The 19,742-nt window shown below is 46.7% G+C and carries 12 protein-coding genes; 5 read left to right on the top strand and 7 right to left on the bottom strand.

Going from position 1 to position 19,742, the window contains the following annotated elements:
* Positions 1–584: 584 nt before the first annotated feature.
* Positions 585–2,630, bottom strand: a complete 2,046-nt coding sequence (locus tag ACJJIR_RS10045; RefSeq protein WP_444908245.1) for a S8 family peptidase — start codon at positions 2,628–2,630, stop codon at positions 585–587.
* A gap of 615 nt (positions 2,631–3,245) precedes the next feature.
* Positions 3,246–3,737, bottom strand: a complete 492-nt coding sequence (locus ACJJIR_RS10040; protein WP_444908244.1) for a hypothetical protein — start codon at positions 3,735–3,737, stop codon at positions 3,246–3,248.
* Between the two features lie 261 nt (positions 3,738–3,998).
* Here ACJJIR_RS10040 and ACJJIR_RS10035 point away from each other — a divergent pair, with 261 nt between their 5' ends.
* The gene (locus tag ACJJIR_RS10035; RefSeq protein ID WP_282932852.1) at positions 3,999–4,532 is read left to right on the top strand and encodes a Dps family protein; all 534 of its coding nucleotides are present in this window, start codon (positions 3,999–4,001) and stop codon (positions 4,530–4,532) included.
* 120 nt (positions 4,533–4,652) lie between these two features.
* Here ACJJIR_RS10035 and ACJJIR_RS10030 read toward each other — a convergent pair whose 3' ends face one another.
* Positions 4,653–5,117: a GNAT family N-acetyltransferase gene (locus ACJJIR_RS10030; RefSeq protein ID WP_444908243.1), complete on the bottom strand. Its 465-nt coding sequence runs from the start codon at positions 5,115–5,117 to the stop codon at positions 4,653–4,655.
* 394 nt (positions 5,118–5,511) lie between these two features.
* On the bottom strand, positions 5,512–8,475 hold the full coding sequence (locus ACJJIR_RS10025) for a DUF3857 domain-containing transglutaminase family protein (RefSeq protein ID WP_444908242.1): 2,964 nt from the start codon (positions 8,473–8,475) through the stop codon (positions 5,512–5,514).
* 830 nt (positions 8,476–9,305) lie between these two features.
* On the opposite strand from ACJJIR_RS10025, the gene ACJJIR_RS10020 reads away from it, so the two are divergent.
* The 4 genes from ACJJIR_RS10020 (at position 9,306) to ACJJIR_RS10005 (ending at position 12,859) form a co-directional block, all read left to right on the top strand.
* Positions 9,306–9,662, top strand: a complete 357-nt coding sequence (locus ACJJIR_RS10020; protein WP_282932855.1) for a helix-turn-helix transcriptional regulator — start codon at positions 9,306–9,308, stop codon at positions 9,660–9,662.
* On the top strand, positions 9,656–10,954 hold the full coding sequence (locus ACJJIR_RS10015; protein WP_444908241.1) for a type II toxin-antitoxin system HipA family toxin: 1,299 nt from the start codon (positions 9,656–9,658) through the stop codon (positions 10,952–10,954). The genes ACJJIR_RS10020 and ACJJIR_RS10015 overlap by 7 nt, the downstream gene beginning before the upstream one ends.
* A gap of 318 nt (positions 10,955–11,272) precedes the next feature.
* Positions 11,273–11,884 carry a hypothetical protein gene (locus ACJJIR_RS10010; RefSeq protein ID WP_282932857.1) on the top strand — a complete coding sequence of 204 codons (612 nt, stop codon included), beginning with the start codon at positions 11,273–11,275 and terminating at the stop codon, positions 11,882–11,884.
* A gap of 324 nt (positions 11,885–12,208) precedes the next feature.
* Positions 12,209–12,859 (top strand): VOC family protein, encoded by a 651-nt coding sequence (locus ACJJIR_RS10005; protein WP_444908240.1) that lies wholly within the window; start codon positions 12,209–12,211, stop codon positions 12,857–12,859.
* 89 nt (positions 12,860–12,948) lie between these two features.
* Here the strand turns inward: ACJJIR_RS10005 and ACJJIR_RS10000 are convergent, their stop codons facing one another.
* The 3 genes from ACJJIR_RS10000 to ACJJIR_RS09990 all read right to left on the bottom strand — a co-directional run bounded on the left by ACJJIR_RS10000 (position 12,949) and on the right by ACJJIR_RS09990 (position 19,680).
* Positions 12,949–15,093, bottom strand: a complete 2,145-nt coding sequence (locus ACJJIR_RS10000) for a TonB-dependent receptor (protein WP_444908239.1) — start codon at positions 15,091–15,093, stop codon at positions 12,949–12,951.
* Between the two features lie 292 nt (positions 15,094–15,385).
* The gene (locus ACJJIR_RS09995; RefSeq protein WP_444908238.1) at positions 15,386–18,796 is read right to left on the bottom strand and encodes an ABC transporter permease; all 3,411 of its coding nucleotides are present in this window, start codon (positions 18,794–18,796) and stop codon (positions 15,386–15,388) included.
* Positions 18,793–19,680, bottom strand: a complete 888-nt coding sequence (locus tag ACJJIR_RS09990; RefSeq protein ID WP_444908237.1) for an ABC transporter ATP-binding protein — start codon at positions 19,678–19,680, stop codon at positions 18,793–18,795. The genes ACJJIR_RS09995 and ACJJIR_RS09990 overlap by 4 nt, the downstream gene beginning before the upstream one ends.
* Positions 19,681–19,742: the final 62 nt, after the last annotated feature.

Below are 19,742 nucleotides of genomic sequence, written 5' to 3'. Positions count from 1 at the left end.
GTTATCTCTCCATGATGATTTAGCCGACGGGGTGTAACATCCTAACCATTAGTACCACTGTCCCTGTTGTGACAGGGCACGTTAGGCTTTACGCAAGATATGTGCCTGAGCAAGTCATGGCTGGATATCGAGACAAAATTAGTACCAGTGTTTCAATTTTGCCCACAGGGATAGTAGTGGCAACCGATGTATCCTTCTTGGGTGATTGCCGGCCTCTTTCTATTCTTGTGACAGCCTCCACCTAAATAAACTTATTTATCTGTCTTTGCACCGATATAGAGATAACTAAGGGCTTTCCAATCACTGTGCACAGAAAGGCTGCAAAATACCGTTCGAAAATTTATCAACTTTAAAGAAAAGGCTGGAGCTTGAAGGTAATTCACTCTGATAAAACGAGCTTTAATCGAACAGTGGAAATGATCATCACAGAATTGGTGATATTGCCGGTGATATCACTAGGAAAGGATTCTGCAGAGATCAACGTGTTAAATGAAAGTGCCAGTCAGCTTAACTGACTGGCATTATTTGAGTAGAACAGCTATCTACCCACCCCACAGGAACCTGTCGAGTGGGAGTTAGCCCATTTACTCAGTACTAGCACTCAGAGAAACGCCAGAGTAGTCAGAGTAACCGCGGATACTGATATACCAGGTACCCGCGCCTGGATTGCTGATGCTGCAGCTTTCATCATTACCCCACTCGTAAGGGCGACAATCGTAGGCTGTGCGGGTGGGCTCTTGGCCGAAACGGACGTAGAGATCTGCATCCCCACTGCCACCAGACATTACGGCGCTCAGCGTTGAAGCTCCGCTATCAACCTCAATAGTGAAATGCTGCCAGCCGTTGCGGGAACCACTAAGATTTGTCTCTTCCCAGCTGTCACTACCGCCACCGCCGCCACCACCTGCGGTATAGCTGCCCACGAGACTTACGTTAGAGAAGGAGCTATATCCACGTACCATGACGTGATAGGTTCCTCCCTGTACGTTATCGATATCACAAGTTTCATTATTGCCTGAGGTATAGGGGCGGCAGTCATAGGTACTGGTTGTGGGGGCGCTGCCATGGCGAACGTAGAGGTCAGCATCGCCGCTTCCACCGGACATTACAAAAGACAAGTCTGTAGCGTTGTTAGGCACTTCTAGGGTGAAGTTAATTTCATCACCACTGTTACCCTCGATACCAGTCTCAGCAACACCATTTTCAAGTTCACCGCCGTCGTTACCGCCACCACCGCCGCCACCATTGGCCGAGGCTACGGCCGCTGCTGCATCGACAATACCTGAGCCACAGCTGCTGCAAGAAGCCGGGAAGCTCCGTGCGGTACTGGTGAGGATTGATTCAACTTCATCTGGGGTCAAGGTAGGGTCTACAGAGTAGAGCAATGCTGCGGCACCGGCCACATGAGGCGCCGCCATACTGGTGCCCTGGATGTAATAGTAACTATCACTGCTTGGGTCAGTAGCACCATTGTTATAGGTAGAGAGGACGCCGTCGGAGTCATTGGCGAAGCTCTGTGCTCCGCCCGGCGCTGCAACATCTACTACATTGCCGTAGTTAGAGTAGTAAGCACGACCGCCACTGCGATTAGTCGCAGCCACTGAGATCACCCCATCACAACTGGCAGGAGTAAATTGGCTTGCATTAGCATTGCTATTACCAGCAGCTACAACAACCGTAGCACCCAGGCTGCGAGCGGCATCAATGGCATTTTGTGTGGTAGTACCACAGCTTCCGCTGCCGCCAAGACTGAGATTGAGTACGTCGGCGGGATTCGCATTGGCTGGCAGGCCACTGACAGAACCGCCAGCCCCCCAAATGATGCCGTCAGCAATATCTGACGTATAGCCACCACAACGGCCGAGCACACGGACAGGAACGATCTTGGCCTCATAGGCAACACCAGCGATACCAAGATTATTGTTGGTAACGCCAGCGATAGTGCCGGCAACATGGGTACCGTGCCAGCTACTGTTGCTTGAGGAGCTATCTCCACAAGTACCAGAGCTATACCAATCACCCGGATCGGTGGCATCGCTATCGCGACCATCGCCATCTACGGAAACGAAGGTATCGTCGATCATGTCGTAGCCCGGCAAAATGTTGGCCGCCAGGTCTGCATGGGGTCGATAACCAGTATCGAGTACCGCGACCACAGCCCCATTACCCGCAGTGGTATCCCAGGCTGATGGAAGGTTCAAACCACCGGTAGATTCATAGTAGTGCCACTGATTGAGGTAACTTGGGTCATTAGGTACAGCCACTGCTTTCAAGATCAGATCTGGTTCTGCGTACTCCACATCCGGGTCTTGCCTCAGGCGATCGATAATTGCATTTACTTCGGCTCTATTTTTTCGACCTTCCAGGCGCATTACCTGAGCGCCAGTAGCTATGCGGCGCAGATGGTGCATTTTATGGCCAGCGCGACGGGAAGCTTTTTCCACAGTTTCCTGAGCCATAGTAGCGGCCCGTCCAACTTTAGCGCTTTCTTTGTACTTAACGATAATGCGATCAGTTAGCAGCTTGTTATCCGCTTCTTCCGCATAGGCACCAAAAGGCGCAGTGCATAGCAATGAGAATGCACTTGCTAAAGCCGTCTTTTGTAAAAGAAATTTTAAAGATAAATTCATTATTGTGGTTTCTCCGAAGTTATATTTATTCCAATACCAAAAAATTATTCGATATCGGTTACTCCTAAACCGCCCCGCTTTGGCTAAATAAATTCTATAAAGGGAAAGCCCAAAAACTGCTGAATTTAGGATCATTTAGTTAGCTTGAGCGAAATTAGTACCACTGTTTCAACTTGGTACAAATGTATAACGACTTGGAAATTGTTGTCCTCAATGGAGATCTCGAAACTCATGTGGACTGCGATGACAAGTTTTAAATCTCTACAAAAAACTTTGGTAATAAATATTTTTCCGCAAAAAAGTGTGGAATGGTTCACGAGAGACATAGCCAAAGAGGATTAACAGATCACTTATGACAAAAAATACGGCCTTATCTCTTAAGTATAAGGCGATGTTATATCACATCAAAAATATTTTATTTAACTATGACTTTTGATGACTGGTAAGTTGATTCAATGAGGGATGGGCGCTCTTGCGAGCATGAAAGAAAAGAAAAAATCTACTACTTTAATCGACACTAGTTATCAGCCACTTACTTGAGCTAACCATTCACCGTTTGATAAATCAGCAGCAAATCTAATTTCTCCGAGTTGTATAGCTGCTATATCTTGGTCTTTACAGGTGTTCTTTCGCCAGTGAAATTAAACGATCACACCTGGCTATAGCTTTATAGGCATAGGCCTCTTTGCTGTCACGAGAGCTATCAAGCTCAGAGAGAACACTCTTTTTAAGAGCAGTAGCAACTTCAATCGCAAGAGCATACTTTTGGTGGTTTAAGCAGTGCCGACAAAAAATTGTTTCCAGCGTATCTTCGCTATCAATGTTTAAATACCCCAAGTCGCGCACATCCTTGTGAAGACCTTGAATAACTTCAAAAGGTAAGCCTTTATCTGAGGAGAGCAATAAGAATTTCATTTCAGCGACACGCCGCTTTGTTTCTAATACTAAATCTGGATATTCTTGAATATGCGGGGCATGTGTGCGTTCAACCTTATCAAACTCAGTAACTATCTCATCATAACCAAGGTCTTTTACCTTTAGATATGCTTCCGTCAAAAGATTACACAATCCTCTAGATAACTCGTCTTTGCGGAAGCTGCTGACCACTTAGAAATTCTCCGTAGTTGCATTACTTATCGTAAGAGCCTCAGAATAAATCAGATTGATCCGCTTTATATCTCAAACAGACTCCTCCATATACGCTTGAGATATATCAACCAGTATAAGACCGATGAAAAAATAATGTGCTGGTTCTCTCTGGCTTCCAACCTTTTATGAATGGCTAGTCGCCATATAGGTGTCTAATCTAGTGCCATGGAGACAACGACTGCCACACCTGTCCCTTTGTCATAACTTATGAGGTTTGATATGAGAAAAGCAACTGGAGAAGCGGTAGGCACACAATCCAGGCTAGCCGCCCCGTCTGATTTAAGTGAGAGTGCGAGGGCCAGCATTACTATCGCCGTTAATACCCTGCTGGCAGATACTTTCAGCCTATATATGAAGACAAAGAACTTTCACTGGCATGTTAGCGGCCCCCACTTCAGGGACTATCATTTGCTTTTCGATGATCAAGCCGATGAAGTATTTGAGATGACCGATGCACTGGCGGAGCGCGTGCGCAAACTAGGAGGCACTACACTTCGCTCCATTGGCCATATCGCTAAGCTACAGCGATCTTCAGATAATGATGCCGAGTATGTAGATCCGCAAGATATGTTGTTAGAGCTAGGCGAAGATAACCGGGAAATGATCTCAAGTATGCGTAAAGTCCACGAACTTTGTGATGAGCATAGAGATATTGCTACCGCAAGCTTGCTGGAAGAGTATATTGATCAGGCAGAAAAGCGGTCATGGTTTTTGTTTGAGGCTAGTCGCAGCTCTGGTTTGACACACCACTGAGCCCTTTGGCTCAAGCTTGATCTGGCAGACAGCGCTACTTTTTGAATTACCCTGTCAGATCAAACTCAACCAATACGACTTTCATTTTCCAAAGCGGCCTTTTCCTTTTCAGGTTAAGAGCTACAGCTCCAGCTTCAACCTCTCCCCGACCGAATTCTCGAGGAAACCTTCTCGGAGGTAAAAATCAATTGTTCGTTGCCAGTTTTCTCTTTCTGGAGTACTAACTTCCAACCGTGGCCAGCCCTCCTCCTTCGCAAAGCTGATCGCCTCAGCCAAAAGAGCCTTGCCAATAAACTGCGAGCGGAACTCTGGTTCAACATACAGCTCCTCGATTACCCCGTAGTTGCCTCCGGCATAAATAGCGGCAGATCTGGATAGGGTAATAACTCCTACAGGAGCTCCATCGACATGATATAGGAAAGCATGGAATCCATTATCTTGTAATAACAGCTTCTTAGCCGTTACTGCCATCACCTCTGGATCGATGTTGCGCTTATGACCGACAAGGGCTTGCAGCAATTTTGTTACCAGTCCTGCGACTTCATTACTCCGCTCCACCCCGGCCCTTACAATCGGACTCACCATAAACTATCCCTTCCCTTTAACTTATTTACATTTTTGCCCAACTGAAATGTGATCACATTTAGAATCTATCAGCAATTTTTACTGGCAGCAAGCTGGGTGCGTAGGAAAGAAAGCGGACAACTCTCTATTGAATAATGGTCACAAAGAGCCAATGGGTAGAAATCATTAGAGCCGAAGGGATTGATGAAGCCTCAACGCTCGCATAGCACCATAAGTTTGAAGAAATGGAACCTGAACAACATCAGAGGCTTTTTCAGTCTTTAGGTATGAAACCTGAAGACTGAAAAAGTACAAGAGGTATTTATGAATTTTACCTTATCCCAAGTCTAAAAAATTCAAGGTAGGACAGCTGGAGCTATTCTATAAATTTAAGCTCCAGCAGCTCCCAACCTACCTATAGAACAGCTTTCAATCGCTCTTTAAGGGAGGATATAAACACCTTATCCTTCCCCCCAAGATTGGAAACATAAAGTATAAAATCACTACCATCTTTTCTGACAACCGTTACCGTAGTGGTATCACCTAAAGAACTGGACCAGTCTACCTGTAGATCCTCAATATCCTCGTAAGATGCCATTTCCTTTTCCAAAATATCCCCATCTTTCCAATAGGAAAATACATGGCGTTGTGTAAAACCATTGCCATCTTCACTCACGAATAGAAGCGCGTCACTATAGAAATATGCTACCTCATCAGTAGCCTTTAGGATCCCCTTTCTCTGCATAAACTTGAGGTCCCTATCTGATATCTCACTTCCTTCAACAACCTTGTCGCTAGCTAAAATACCAAACTCTCCACCGACCACCAGCCCACACACCGGCAAGCTCAACACCACTAACAAAGCATGCCTAGCACGCCATTTGGAACCCTCAATTACCGCTGGTGACTTATCGCCATTCACAAACAGTAAATAGTTTGCCAATGGCAATACTGTTAGCACGGTTAGAAGCTGGAACACCAGGGGGTAGCCCGTATATCTACCCAAGACTGGTGAGATCAAAAAGGTAATGGCCAATACAACTGCAAATCCTTTGTTTGGCAAATATGATTTACCATATCGATTTTCACTATCTTCACGGAGTTTATTCCAAAGGGGGAAGTACCAGAACTTGTTAAAAATACCTCTAGCGAGCGGCATGATCGCACTACGTTCCTGCTCCCGGATATATTTGAAGTTTCTATAAAACCAATAAACACCAAAAATTCCGAATGTAAAAACCCACATCGCCGTCAGCTTACCCAGGGAGACAGGGTAAAAAATCGTATCTTCCTTTACAGGGTTCTTCCATCTATCAAAGCGCCACATAAAGACCAGGAAGACATACATTGCTGCATAGATATAGATATACGTAGCGGTCGATAACTGTGATAAGAAACCACTCTCAGTATCTCCTGAGGTATTTGCATAAGACTGATAGATACCGTAACTCAGTTGATTCTTGAGTTTGTTAATAGCTTCTACGTAGGCTTGATATTCACTCGGCTTAACATGATCAACCTTACTGCGGTATATGTATTTCAGTGAAAGTGTCTTACTGGTTTCCTGATAGGAAACCTCATTTTTGAAATAGAAAAAGCTGTTATCTTCCTCAAAATACTCACTATCAAAAAACCAATCGTCTCCTTCGAAGTGAATTTCAATAACCTGCTCTATATGCTCTGGATACGATAAAGCCAAGGGATGGTGCCTATCCTGATCATCCGGCTCAGATACCCATGGGCTAACAATGTTTGCATAAAAATCAACCTCCTGGCGCTTTCTATCTGGTTTATCTTCCCAGAAATTTTCCAGCTTATATTGCTCATGAGAGGTGAATATATTTCGCTCTGGGTTATCTTCGAGCTCAATTAGAGCAGCGACTTCAATCCCGGAATAATAATCCTCAAAGAACTCCAAGTATTCTGTCTGTATTTGATCTCGCCCATTGCTAGCTAAACGCTGTCTCTGCCTTTCAGCGTCCTTACCATAATTTACAGTAGTGGTTGTAAAGGTTGCAGGGCCGTCATCCAGTACTGTGAACTCATCTTTTACAAATACTCCATACTTTGCGACATCTGGCTCCATATTTACCAAGTCATCAATGCCCGGCCTGAGTATTAGTGCTTTTCCATAATCTGGCTGAAAAATACTGCTCAAGTCACCATGCTGATAGCTACGCGTTGGATCTACCCAATACTCTTTGTCTTCAAATTCAAAATAGCTGATAACATGGTCAAATGACCTTACGCTGGGGATTCTATCTTTAAGTCTTGTTTCGGTATTGACTAGAGCCGGGTAGCCAACAACTCCAAGTTCTTTCAATAGAGTTAGAAACAGTACGGTTTTATCTTTACAATCTCCATATCTATACCGCAAAGTCGTGCTCGCTGGTCTGGGCTTGTGTGAGTTTTCCCCCAACTCTATCCCTAAGTAACGTATCTCCCCCTGGACAAACCGAAGTGCGGCAGAGATTTGAGAACTCTTATCTTTGTGATTTAACTTGATGTCAGCGACTAATTTGGCTATCTCCGCATCAACATTAAAAACTCCTTGATATAACCCTAATCCCCAGACACCAACATCTTCCCAGGTTGCCAGTTCACTAAAGTAAATAGCGCCCCAAGGACTAAACCAGGAAGGAGTCCCATCGTCAGATTTAACTGGATCAAGTTTATTGTCCTCGATGACATACTCTCTGGCACCACCCAGATCTTTTTGTTTGAGTTCCAAATCGCTATTTAAAATTGAACTATAGAGAGGTGTTTGCTTCTCCCACAATATACGCAAATAGAGTCTCTCAAGTGGGACAGACCAATTCAGACTGGAGCTATATGCAAATATCCCCTGATAAACAGGATTCACCCCCGAACGCGTGTAGCTATACTCTACAACATCACCCACCCTGATATCGTCTAACAAAATATTGAGTGTTAATTGACCATGGTAGACTGACTCATCCATCTCCTCTTCGCGCCGAATATGATCTATTCGCGCAGTATTGAGTTTATTTAAAACCTGTCCATCGCGGATCACATTAAGAGTATGTAATGTAACCTTTTGATACTCTGGGTCATAATCAATACTTATCTGTGAGCTTTCATCAACCCCCTCTGGGTTAATAATGTATTCAGCCATTCGAAAGAAGTATTCAAATTCTGGCTTATCCCCCGCTTTGATCTGCGAGTCCAGAAGAAGATAATGAACCCCATCCTGGATTTTATCGATCGGCCGCTCTTTTACTTCAGGAACTACTACCTTTGTTACCCAATCTGGTATGGGAGATGTAGCAACTTCTTCTCTTGCCCAAACCTTACCTGCGGCCAAGAATGAACAAATCACTAAAACTATTGATATAGCCGCATCAATCTTTTTCTTCATTATCTACTTTTCTACAATACTTAGAGTGGCTTTCAAATACGATATGAATGCGCACCAGTGAAACTAGGCTGCGAATCCAATTAACTCAATACCTGCTTATACAAGGGGCTTAGTAAAGGCTTTTTTCACTCGAAAGTCCAATATGGAGTCACAATACGAGCTATCCCGATCTTTTTTGTACGATAGTCCATTTACTAAGAATCTAAGACAACGTAAATAGCAGAAGATATAAGATTTAGAAGAGCTGAGACTCTCTATACTAAAACTGGTATTCAGGCTTATAAAAATTTAATCACAACCAAACTTCCCCCACAAACTACAAGTAAGCTTATAAATAAGCTTTCCTATTAACTAGGAGTTAACAGGGATAAATTTTGTAACGGTCAGCTACTGTTGGTTTACCCATAGAACAATATAGGGAAACAATTTGCTTCTAGTTAATTTGCGGCCACTGTTCATGGCAGTAGCTAATGTAAATCTCCATAGAAACCTCTTAGTTGTTCCCATTTGGCAACGGCAAGAAATCTAATAGCAGCAGTGGAGCCTAATCATCCCCGAGGAAAGTAGTCGCCCGCCTATGGCATCAAATCTTATGTAGAACAGGTGTTTCTCTTATCGCCAGCAGAAGTTGAGCTTCCGGTAGAGGCGGCCTCCATAAATAATAGGATTAATACAAATAATAGCCTGAATAACACCTGTAAACGATCAATTTAAGCATTAATAGCTGCAACTCCAACTATTAACACTTTTTGACCTTTGTAGACTATAATAGCTCAAAAAGCACCCTTTAGCTCGACAAAACCTAATCAAAGGGTGGAAAGGCAACTATTATGGGATTTCACGGTCAATCAGATAAGCAAATACTTGAGTCGCTGGGCAATCGTCTCAAAAACTACCGCTTACGAATGAACCTTACTCAGGATGACATGGCTGAGCGTGCAGGCCTATCCACCTCCACCATTAAAGGGCTGGAGGCTGGTCGTGGCAGGCTTGATAGCCTTGTTGCTGCGCTGAGAGTACTTCGCCAACTTGATTCATTGGATAGCTTCTTACCTGAACCGGCAGTAAGTCCGATGCAAATTGCTACTCAAGGTAAACAGCGGCAGAGAGCCAGCCGCAGCTCACAGAATCAGCGCGATACCCTGCCCTTGAACAGCAATAAGAAAAGGAGCAAGCCGGAATGGTAAACCAGACAAATGCCGCAACAGTTCACTTGTGGGGCGAGTTGGTAGGCGCTGTCCACTGGGGTGACAGTGGTTATGGTTCATTCGAGTATGCACCGGAGTTCTTGCGTCGGGGGCTGGATATAGCTCCGATAACCATGCCTATTGAAGCTTCAAATGAGCCATATACATTTCGCGGCCTCGGTCGGGAAACATTTAAAGGATTACCGGGACTCCTCGCCGATTGCCTGCCTGACAAGTTCGGCAATGCGGTGATTGATGCCTGGCTCGCACGCCAAGGGCGAACTCCAGAGAGCTTCAACCCTATTGAGCGACTCTGTTACACCGGTACTCGTGGCATGGGAGCGCTTGAATTTCAACCGGCGGTGGACGGCACCTTCAAAGATTCTGTCGACCTGAACGTTGAAGAATTAGTCAAACTAGCTGCCGCAATTACCAATAGGCAGACAGATCTCAACACGCAATTTGGACATAGTGATACTGAAAAATCAGGCTCCTTGCTGGACATATTGCGCGTAGGAACCAGTGCCGGAGGCGCCCGTGCAAAAGCAATTATTGCCATGAATGCTATGGGGGATATTCGCTCTGGTCAGGTCCCCGCCCCTAAAGGCTATGACTACTGGCTTCTCAAATTTGACGGCGCTGGAGATCTTGAACTCGGGGTAAGCGATGGCTACGGGCGGGTTGAATACGCCTATCATCGTATGGCTCGCGAAGCGGGTATCAATATGGCGGAATGCAGGCTATTGGAGGAAAATGGCCGAGCGCATTTTATGACGCGGCGCTTTGATCGGGTAAACGGGCAAAAGCTTCATATGCAGTCTCTATGTGGTATTGCGCACTTGGATTTCAACATGGCAGGCGCCCACTCCTATGAGCAAGTATTCAGCATAATGCGTGAACTATATCTGCCTAAAAATGAAGCCGTTCAGCAATATCGCCGTATGGTCTTCAACGTATTGGCCAGGAATCAAGATGATCATACAAAGAATATTGCATTTCTTATGGACCCAGCCGGAGAATGGTCTCTTTCACCAGCCTTTGACCTGACTTATGCCCACAATCCTGGCGGAGCTTGGACAAGTCAACACCAGATAAGTATTAACGGAAAGCGTGATCACTTCAATTTAGATGACTTAATAACATTAGGGGAATCCATCAGCATTAAGCGTCCAATGGAGATAATTGATCAGGTCGCAAGTGCGGTAGCAAATTGGGAGCAGTTCGCTGAAGCCTCCGGTGTCTCTGAAAGCTGGACTATTGAAATTGGCCAAAACCACCGCAAGCTAACTTGAATTTTATCTATATGTCATTGACCTAGCCGCTACCCACTTCTTTTGTGGCCCCAAGGATGGAGCCAGGGCTCAATCCTAAATTTTACCGCTAAAACCTTCAGCCTCCCAACCATACTCCCACGGCGGCCCCAGTGTATCTTTTAACTCCAAAGATCCCTTGTCGAATAGAACAGAGGCACCGTAAACGGGCTGATAGTCCATGAGATATCGAGCGGGATGAAGTCAAGTCCAATCGAAAAAACGACACTTCAATCGTCTTCATCTGAGAAATATCAGCTTACATTCTATTTTGGCGATTAACGTATAAAAGAGCTGCTCATGATGAAACTGTCACTTCTATTCACAATAATTTTGATTTCCCTTGCTTTTATGGGAGCTAAAACGGCAGCAGAAGAGAATAGTCATAACTCAATCAAGAATAGTGAGGGCATCATTTGTAATAATGAGTATGTTCTATGCACATCTGCCCCATGCATTCCAGATCCCAGTAATCCAGATTCAAATGCAGTTTGCAGATGTGACGTTAATAAGGGGTTGAACTTCGGGTTTTCTGAATGTAAAAACCGAACTCCTGTGACTGACTCAAACGACGTCAAAAAAGCCTTATCGACATTTTCTTTCGCGCAGGCTCCCACCAAGCCTGTACTTTCCTGCCCCGAAGGTAAACCGTGGACTGATTGCCTGGATCAACCCTGCATTGTCGACCCGATGAATCCACTTAAAGCCATATGCACATGCAAGATTGTACGGGATAAGTCTTTTGTAACTTTTGGAGGCGATTGTGTTTCCCTGAGTTGTGATACGGGTTACTGGTCAGGTGCAACGGCAGAGTCCTATGTGGGAGCAAGCAGAAAACTGATGAAGGCATTTAGCTTAGATGAGGTTCCCGCCAAATATTGCGTGGGGATGAAACCTGAGGTTTCAGAGTAATTTCTGCGCGATCCAAGTCACATCAGTCTTTTGTGCTTTTTAGAAATAGATACCCAATTCGCAGTACGGAGCGTTGATCCCTACTCTGTTTAGAGGCCATACAATTCATGAAAGAATCACCAAGTAGATTATATTACTTTCATAATTATTGAAATTTCGGAAAAAGTTAAATCACCCTTATCGTAATTTCTGGTATGGTTAAATCAACCACAAGAAATGATTAACTAACAACTGCCGCCTAAAAAATAAAAACCAAACAAACAACACTATTTTTAGACAAAAGGCACTCTTATGAAAACACGCTGTAGCCACGTTTTACTCTGGGTGAAGGATATTCATCAAGCTGTACAAGATTTCCGTCAGCTCGGTTTTTCCGTGGATTACGCCACAAAAGAAAAGAACGCCCAGCACGCCCATATTTGGTTTAGTGAAGGGGCTATTATTGAATTATTAACATCTCCATCCAATGCCCACTATTTCAAATGGCTTATTGATATCTTTGCCGGCCGAGGCGCGGGACGCAGGATGATACGTTGGTCACAAGAAGGAGAAGGTTTTTGTGATGTTGCCTTAGTCAGTGACGATTTCGATAATGATCTTTCGGCAATGAACCGTGAAGGGGTTCAAACCGGACGAGTAATTCCCTGGCAACGCACCAAGCCAAACGGAGAAAAAACCAGTTTCCGCTTTGTTTATCCTCGCTCTGAGCGACTGCCATTCTTAGTGAGTCCGTACAACCCACCTCAATACCCCCAAAAAACAAATCATAAAAATGGTGCTACTGGTCTGAGTAAAGTGCATATGGAAGTCAGTGAGCGGGACTGGAAATCTGTGCGACGTTTAACTGATCAAGATTCAGTATTTAATATCAAACCCGGTCCCACAACCAAAGTCACAGGCATAGAAGTTAGCGGGCTGAAAGAAAATTTAGACCCTACTCTATTACATGGAAGTAAAATCAACCCCGCAAATTAAACAAATTAATGGATCAATCTTGTAAAGAGATTGATCCATTAACCATCAAGCAATACAAAACAGCTATTAACTAAGCTGTCGTAACCTCATTACAGACGATAGAGTGCTCCAACTCCCGCACGACGCCCTTTTGACGGTGCCCCAATTCTTGCATCAGGAGCAAATATCGCATTGGTGTAGCCATATAGCTGATACTGCTCATCCAGCAGATTATCGGCAAACAAGTAGAGTTCCATCGAGTCAGTTTGCAAGGCTACACGTAAATCCACTTTACTATAAGCATCCAGGTTGAAGTGGTTTTGTGCATCTGCCGGGCGCTCATCCACGTGGCGAACAGTCAAATTGGTATTGAGAGCTGGTGCACTTAAACCCATAAAGTCTGGTAACGGCTGATAGTAGTTTAATGCCAAACTTGCACTCCAGCTGGGTACATCAGGTACTTCATTACCCGCCATAACATCACCACCGGAAACACCGTACACATCTTTGGTAATTTCCGTATCGAGGAGGCTCAAGCCTCCGGCAATACTGAATCTCTCAGTAATAAACCAATCGGCTTCAAACTCCGCTCCAAAGGTTTCCGTATCCGCATTCACCGCAGCCGATGAGTAGGAAGCGAAATCAAAGCCAAGCAAATGATCATCTTCCACAGAGTTAAAGAATATCGCACCGCTGATATTCAAGCTGTCTGACTCTCTCTTGAAACCAACTTCGATACTATCAACGGTTGCCGGCTTGTACGCCACGCTGTCAGCGGACTGTAACGCAAAGTCATTGAAGCCACCGGATTTATGGCCTCGTGCGGCCATTGTGTATAGGTTAGTGTACTCAGTCAGCGAGTAGCTGAGAGCCAATCGCCCAGTTGTATAATCATCATCCAAAGTTCTTTGATCTTGGGTGACATAAAAATTCCCATCCGTGCCATAGCTGGCGTACTCACCGGCGTAGTCCTTACTCTCTTGGGTGTAGCGCAGTCCAGCAGTAAATTTTATGGTTTCAGTTAAAGGAACCGTAGTCTCACCATAAATAGCCTGGCTATCAGTTTCATAATCCCGGTATTGGTTGGCGTAGGACACCAAATCAATCGAATCAAAGCTTCTTTCGCCATCTTGCAAGTTAAGCCCAACTACCCAGAAAGTAGATGCATCAGGCAGTGAGGAGAGGCGCAGATCCTGGCTGATAGTTTGTTCATCCTGGCTGTCGCCACGAAGATACTCCACAGGGAAATTAAAAACAGCGGCGGCTGTCTCCTGATCAAATCCGGTTAAGTAACTAAAATCTGTATTGACCAATGCGGTGGTTGAAGTCAATTGACTATTACCCAGTTGATGATTGATTTCCGTGGAAAAACGCTCAACTGTTTTCTCGTTATCGTCAAATGCCCCCAAGGTATGTTCACTGCTCGGATCATCGCCAAAAGGTTGCAACAACTGCAAGTTCAGGAAGCCGTCCTGGTGCTGCCTCTCTGCGATAAATAAAGCAGAGGTCTCCGGGCCCAAATCCCATAACAAGCTCCCCCGAAAAGCCAGGTCTTCAGGCTCGGTCATTGGCTCACCGTTAGTGGTATTTTCAACCCAATGATCCTCACTGGTATGACGCACTGCCAAGCGACCTCGGAGTGATTCAGAAAACGGGCCGCTGATGACAGTTTCATAAAGGCTCTGGTTATCTTCACCCAGCTCAATGCGCCCATAAGCTTCAAACTCCTCAGTTGGTTTCTGGGTGGTAATATTGACCGCTCCAGCTTCACTGTTACGACCAAACAAAGTACCTTGCGGACCTTTCAATATTTCCAGGCGTTCAATATCCAGGGTCCCGAGGGATACATTCCCTGCTGGCATAGATACCCCATCAATATTAACCACGACGGAGCCATCGTCTTTGTTTACCTGGTTGAGTGAACCAACACCACGGATGCGGATATTTGCATCCACCGCACCACTAGATGAGTAGACATCAACTCCAGGTGCACTGCGTAAAGCATCTTCAACGTTGAGATGCAGCCGGTTTTTTATCTCCTCTTCACCAATAACACTTAAACTGAAGGGAATATCCTTGGCTTTCTCTTTTGTATGCCGTGCAGTGACTTCAACAACTTCCATCGCGTTCTCAGAAGCACTCTCTTTATCTGCGTTTTCCGCCGCAGAATAGGCTCCAGAGGCGTACATTAAAGTTGCGGACAGCAATGAAATCTGTTTACTGAGTTCTTTTTTATCTCGGATTAAGCTGAGCATGAATTAATTTCCTTTCTACCTAGAGGGAGCCTCTAAATAACTCCGTAATGCCTCTGCGGGTCTTGAAGGCTGCAGATGTTAGGCGGAGCTCGCCACGAATGGCCGTAGCCCTTTGCAAGAGCTGCAACGCAGCAGATGTGGCCTTCAAGGCCCGCCCTTCGGGGCTTGCAGAGCGAATCACACTCTGCGTTACGACTTCTTGAAAGGTCTAGACATTCCTGCGAAGCCGCGCCTTGATTGTGAATCGCTCTGTAAGCCAGAGGCATCACGGAGTTATTCAGAGGCTCCATGATTAATCTTTATTCAAAACTTCAGAACTCTCAGCCAGTAAATTCTGTGCAGGGTCCCGCTGATAAGATGGCCAGATATCCAGCGCCAATACTTTTTCGGAAGGCAAGCGATCGATCAGTGCATTTCCATTGATGACCTTTGCATCCATCTCGTTGATATCGGCTAACAAACGGTAAGTGGCAGTTTCGGTAACCGGCTGCCACCCGCCTTTCTCCCAGCGCCAACGCTGCCCATCCAGGCGTATCTGGCCTGTTTCCAAATATTCGACCGTCAAAGCTGACGAGAGAGGAGCCCCGAGCATATTTTGTGTGCGTGTCACGCCCACATAGGCGTTTAACACACTCTCGATATTTTTCTGCTGCTGAATATCATCAAGTAATGCAGACAGGGATTCCGGGGTTTGATGAAGTGTCCAATCCAGTGCGGCGACCGGTGCGTAGTAGCGAGCCCAACCAGAAATCGGCGCTGTGCTTAAACGTTCAACAGGGATCTCGCTGCCAGCCAAATCTCTAGTCGTTTTGTCGGAGTAGCGGACCAGTACATCATCAAGTACTTCGATGCCGTCGATTTCTGCAACACACAGCAGGCCAATCGCTCCAGAAACCCCATCGCTGAGCCATGCAGAACCGGCAATACGTCGTAAATCCGACTTCGCAACTAGATGCTGCCTGGCCAAGGCACGGGCAATATCAACCCGCCTCAGCCAGCGTCCTGTACCCTCATCGGCGATATCCCAGTGAGGCCCTTCGGACAATTGCAACAAGGTACCGCTGGCCCGAGTCTCGCCGAGTCCTCTCGGCCACTGGGCAATCCGCTTAATTTCGATATCTGTACCCAGCCGATCATTAACGCAGGCCTGCATCTGGCCCACATCTTTTGCAATGGCGGAGACCATAGTAGAGCGGCTGGAATCATGGGGGATTTCAAAACCATCGAATACCGCAAGTTTCGTATACGGTGCCCAATGAATGGCGAAATCCAAGGGGCCAGTAGTACTGCCCTGTTCGCTGAAGACAGGCTTGTCAGCGCTTTCAATACGAACTTGCCAGCGCCAATCTCCTGAAGGGGCAGCGCCTTCAAGGGGTGTGGCAAGCTGTGCAGTTGGCAGGGCGAACTCACGGCTTAAACCCAGTGCTTCACGCTTTGCTGGCACACGCAAAATACGCTCGGGATCAATGCCTAGACGCGGAACAATATCACTGGCTTGTAACCAGACTCCGCTGGGTGTCAGCCCCGAGGGCTCCCCCTCAGCTGACCAGCCGGGCACAGTCAGTTGCCACGATAGTTTGATATTACAACCTGGCTCAGGGCAGCCTGAGGTTGGCAGGGACATATGGTCGTAACGTTGTTCAGCCGTTACTTCACGCCCATCCACTAAAGCGTTCACCAGGACAAATCCCTGAGGCAATTCAAAATGCAGCCTCTGTCCATCAACCTGGACTTGGAGCAATTGCCACTCAGCTTCCACTGTCTGATTATCCGGGTTGATACTGATTTTCAGATCACCTCCAGATACTTCAAACTCACTAGCTTTCGGCAACCAGTATGCTTCCCAGGCTGCATCTTCCCGCTTCAGTTGCTCCGGTGATTGATAACCTCCCTGCACTACCAACTTGTCTTCCAGTACAGTACCCAGTCCAAGAAGAAATAAAGCGGAACAAGCCACCAGGGCGCCTTGAGGGGCCATAAGACGTGAACGTATCAGGGCAAAACCCTGAGACATGCGGCTATCCAGTCCACGGGGAATCAAAAGAGCAGCCAGGCCGATCATCAATAGGGCAAGCGCAACTTTAAATCCATCCAAGGCCAATAAATAACCGATCCAGGGTTCCCAACCACTGAGTGCTGACAGTTGAATATGAGCAGTGATACCCACTTCATAGGGCGGGTAATGCACCAGCTCCAGCTCATGATTGAGGACCAGGATAAAGGTCACAAACATTGACATGGAATAGGCAAAGCCCGCATGGCGGAACAATGCATGCACCAAAAGCACCATCATCGACAACTCCAATAAAGGAGCTGTCACTATCAGCAATTGATAAGTGAACGCCTGTACGATATCGACAGATGCCGGAGCGGTGAGAAGCACAGCAATAATGCCCGATAGACCCGGCAACAGGGCCAACAGCACCGTCATGGCGAATACGGTAAGGGCAACGCCAAATAATCGTGTGTAGTCGGGCGCGGGGGTTGCAGACAGCATGTCGTCAAACCCAGGCACCTGATCCCTGCGGCACACCAAGCCAGTCAATGCGGCGATTACAAAAGCAATAACCAGGAAAATAACATCCTTGAGAAGCGGCAATAGCATTTCCAAGCGCGGTGCCATAGGCCCTTCAGCGTGCCAGATGATCTGGGTAAACGAGCTAGCCACCCCCATTATTACCAGGACCGCAACACCGACCCACCAAGCGCGACTACTCCATACGTGAAATAATCTCCAGCGGGCTTCCAGCATGAGTTGACGCAGGGAGCGGCCAACCGATGCGGTATCGGGCTTAGATGGAGAGAAATCTTTAACCTTGCGAGTGGCTGCCTTTTTAGCGGCCTTAGCCCGGGCAGGTTTGGCAGCCCCTTCCAGTACCAGTGTTTCCCTTCGCAAGTATTTCAGGCAAGCCGCCAAGGCAAGTAAAGGAACAAGACACCATAGAATTCGATTCAGTACCGAACCCAAAGTAAACGGCAATAGCGAGGTTGATTTTTGCAGAGGTGTCCAGGAAGTAACCTCCGTATAAACGAAAGTAAATAGCGAGGGGTCCATTACCGCAGCCAGCTGCGGATTAATATTGCCACCCCGAAGAACGATCACAGCAAACATCCACAACATCATTAAAGCCGCTGCAAGCCCAAAAGGACCGGCCAGGCTGCGAGTTCGCAACGTAGCGACAAAATACAGAGCGCCAATACCGATGCTCGCGGGAATCTGTAACCAGATCCATGCAAATCCAAGGGCTTTCCAGGGGGCTGGGCCAATCGCTGTTTCGGGCAACAAGCCCATCCACACCAATACCGGCGAGACCAAAAACCCTACCAGCGCAGATGCACTTAATATGGCTCCTATTACCGCAGCGCCAAGAAACCGCCCCCAAAGCATTACGCTCAGGGAATTCGGTGTTGTATAGATCACTTCATGCAGACTGGCTTTGCGGTCCCGCAAAATAGGCTGCGAGAAAACCCAGGCCCAGGCAAAAAACTGAAAGAACATACATCCCGCACCCATCAGGTAAATGAGTGACGGTGAGTTCCGGGGAATATCTGTGGCCCCCATTTTCTGCATATAGTCGGCATTGACCAAATTCAGAAGCAGGTAGATCACCAGCCCCCAGAAGGCTAAAGCCACGATGCCGCTGCTAAATCCGGCTCTTATCTCCAGCTTTGCCTCATGGGCAATAAGCGCCAGCTTGTTCATGCAGCCTCCCGCTGGTCTTTTACCTGCTCAATAGCCAGATGATAAATATCTTCCAGGCGAGGCGTGTGGGCAGTAAAACGAGAGTCTTCGGGTTTTTCCCCGTGTACGATTACCTGGGTACCATCGGGTCTGGCAATATTGTGCAGGGATGCGGGAAGTGATTCGCCACGGGGAATCAGTGCTTGCCACATCTTGCCTATATGAGGGTCTGTGACCTCCGGAGCTGTGCCCTCAACAACAATACGCCCAGAGGCCAATATGGCCAGGCGCTGGCACAGGTTTTCGATATCTTCAACAATATGAGTAGAGAGCAATACAATGGCATCCGCCGCGACATCCGCCAAAACACAGTGAAAGCGATTGCGTTCAGCCGGGTCCAGGCCAGCGGTTGGCTCGTCAACGATGATCAGGCGCGGCTCGCCAATCAATGCAATGGCAATACCAAAACGACGCAGCATACCGCCGGAATAGGTTGATACGGCTCGATCGGCTACATCGGCCAAATTGACCTGCTCCAATAGCCTATCCACTTCACGGCGTCTTGCGCTTGTTTCGGTGAAGCCTTTGAGCCAGGCAAAACGCTCCAGCAATGACCGCGCTGCAATTCCAGGATAGGCGCCGATATGTTGCGGCAAATAGCCCAGTTTACTGCGCATAAAGTCCGGCTTTGCCAGCACATCCACACCATCCAGCATGATCCGACCACTGTCCGGGGTTTGCAGGGTAGCCAAGGTACGCATCAAACTACTTTTCCCGGCACCATTAGGCCCAAGTAATCCGTACATGCCGGGGCCAACTTCCAAGTTAACGCCGTTTAACGCCTTCACCCCATTTTTATATGTCTTAAAGAGCCCTTCGATGATCAACCCTGATTGATTTTGCATCTCTCCTCCTAACCCCGTTTTATAAGTAAAAATTCCGTAATCACTTTTTTTTGTGCTGTTCG

This window comes from Microbulbifer maximicatervae (SeqCode) (assembly GCF_052467385.1).
This window is presented reverse-complemented; position numbering and strand designations above follow the sequence as displayed.

Excerpts from the sequence above, each read along its gene's own strand:
- ACJJIR_RS10030 (WP_444908243.1), bottom strand. The coding sequence starts at position 5,117 with ATGGTGAGTCCGATTGTAAGGGCCGGGGTGGAGCGGAGTAATGAAGTC.
- ACJJIR_RS10000 (WP_444908239.1), bottom strand. The coding sequence starts at position 15,093 with ATGCTCAGCTTAATCCGAGATAAAAAAGAACTCAGTAAACAGATTTCA.
- ACJJIR_RS10010 (WP_282932857.1), top strand. The coding sequence starts at position 11,273 with ATGATGAAACTGTCACTTCTATTCACAATAATTTTGATTTCCCTTGCT.
- ACJJIR_RS10035 (WP_282932852.1), top strand. The coding sequence starts at position 3,999 with ATGAGAAAAGCAACTGGAGAAGCGGTAGGCACACAATCCAGGCTAGCC.
- ACJJIR_RS09990 (WP_444908237.1), bottom strand. The coding sequence starts at position 19,680 with ATGCAAAATCAATCAGGGTTGATCATCGAAGGGCTCTTTAAGACATAT.
- ACJJIR_RS10045 (WP_444908245.1), bottom strand. The coding sequence starts at position 2,630 with ATGAATTTATCTTTAAAATTTCTTTTACAAAAGACGGCTTTAGCAAGT.
- ACJJIR_RS10025 (WP_444908242.1), bottom strand. The coding sequence starts at position 8,475 with ATGAAGAAAAAGATTGATGCGGCTATATCAATAGTTTTAGTGATTTGT.
- ACJJIR_RS09995 (WP_444908238.1), bottom strand. The coding sequence starts at position 18,796 with ATGAACAAGCTGGCGCTTATTGCCCATGAGGCAAAGCTGGAGATAAGA.
- ACJJIR_RS10015 (WP_444908241.1), top strand. The coding sequence starts at position 9,656 with ATGGTAAACCAGACAAATGCCGCAACAGTTCACTTGTGGGGCGAGTTG.
- ACJJIR_RS10020 (WP_282932855.1), top strand. The coding sequence starts at position 9,306 with ATGGGATTTCACGGTCAATCAGATAAGCAAATACTTGAGTCGCTGGGC.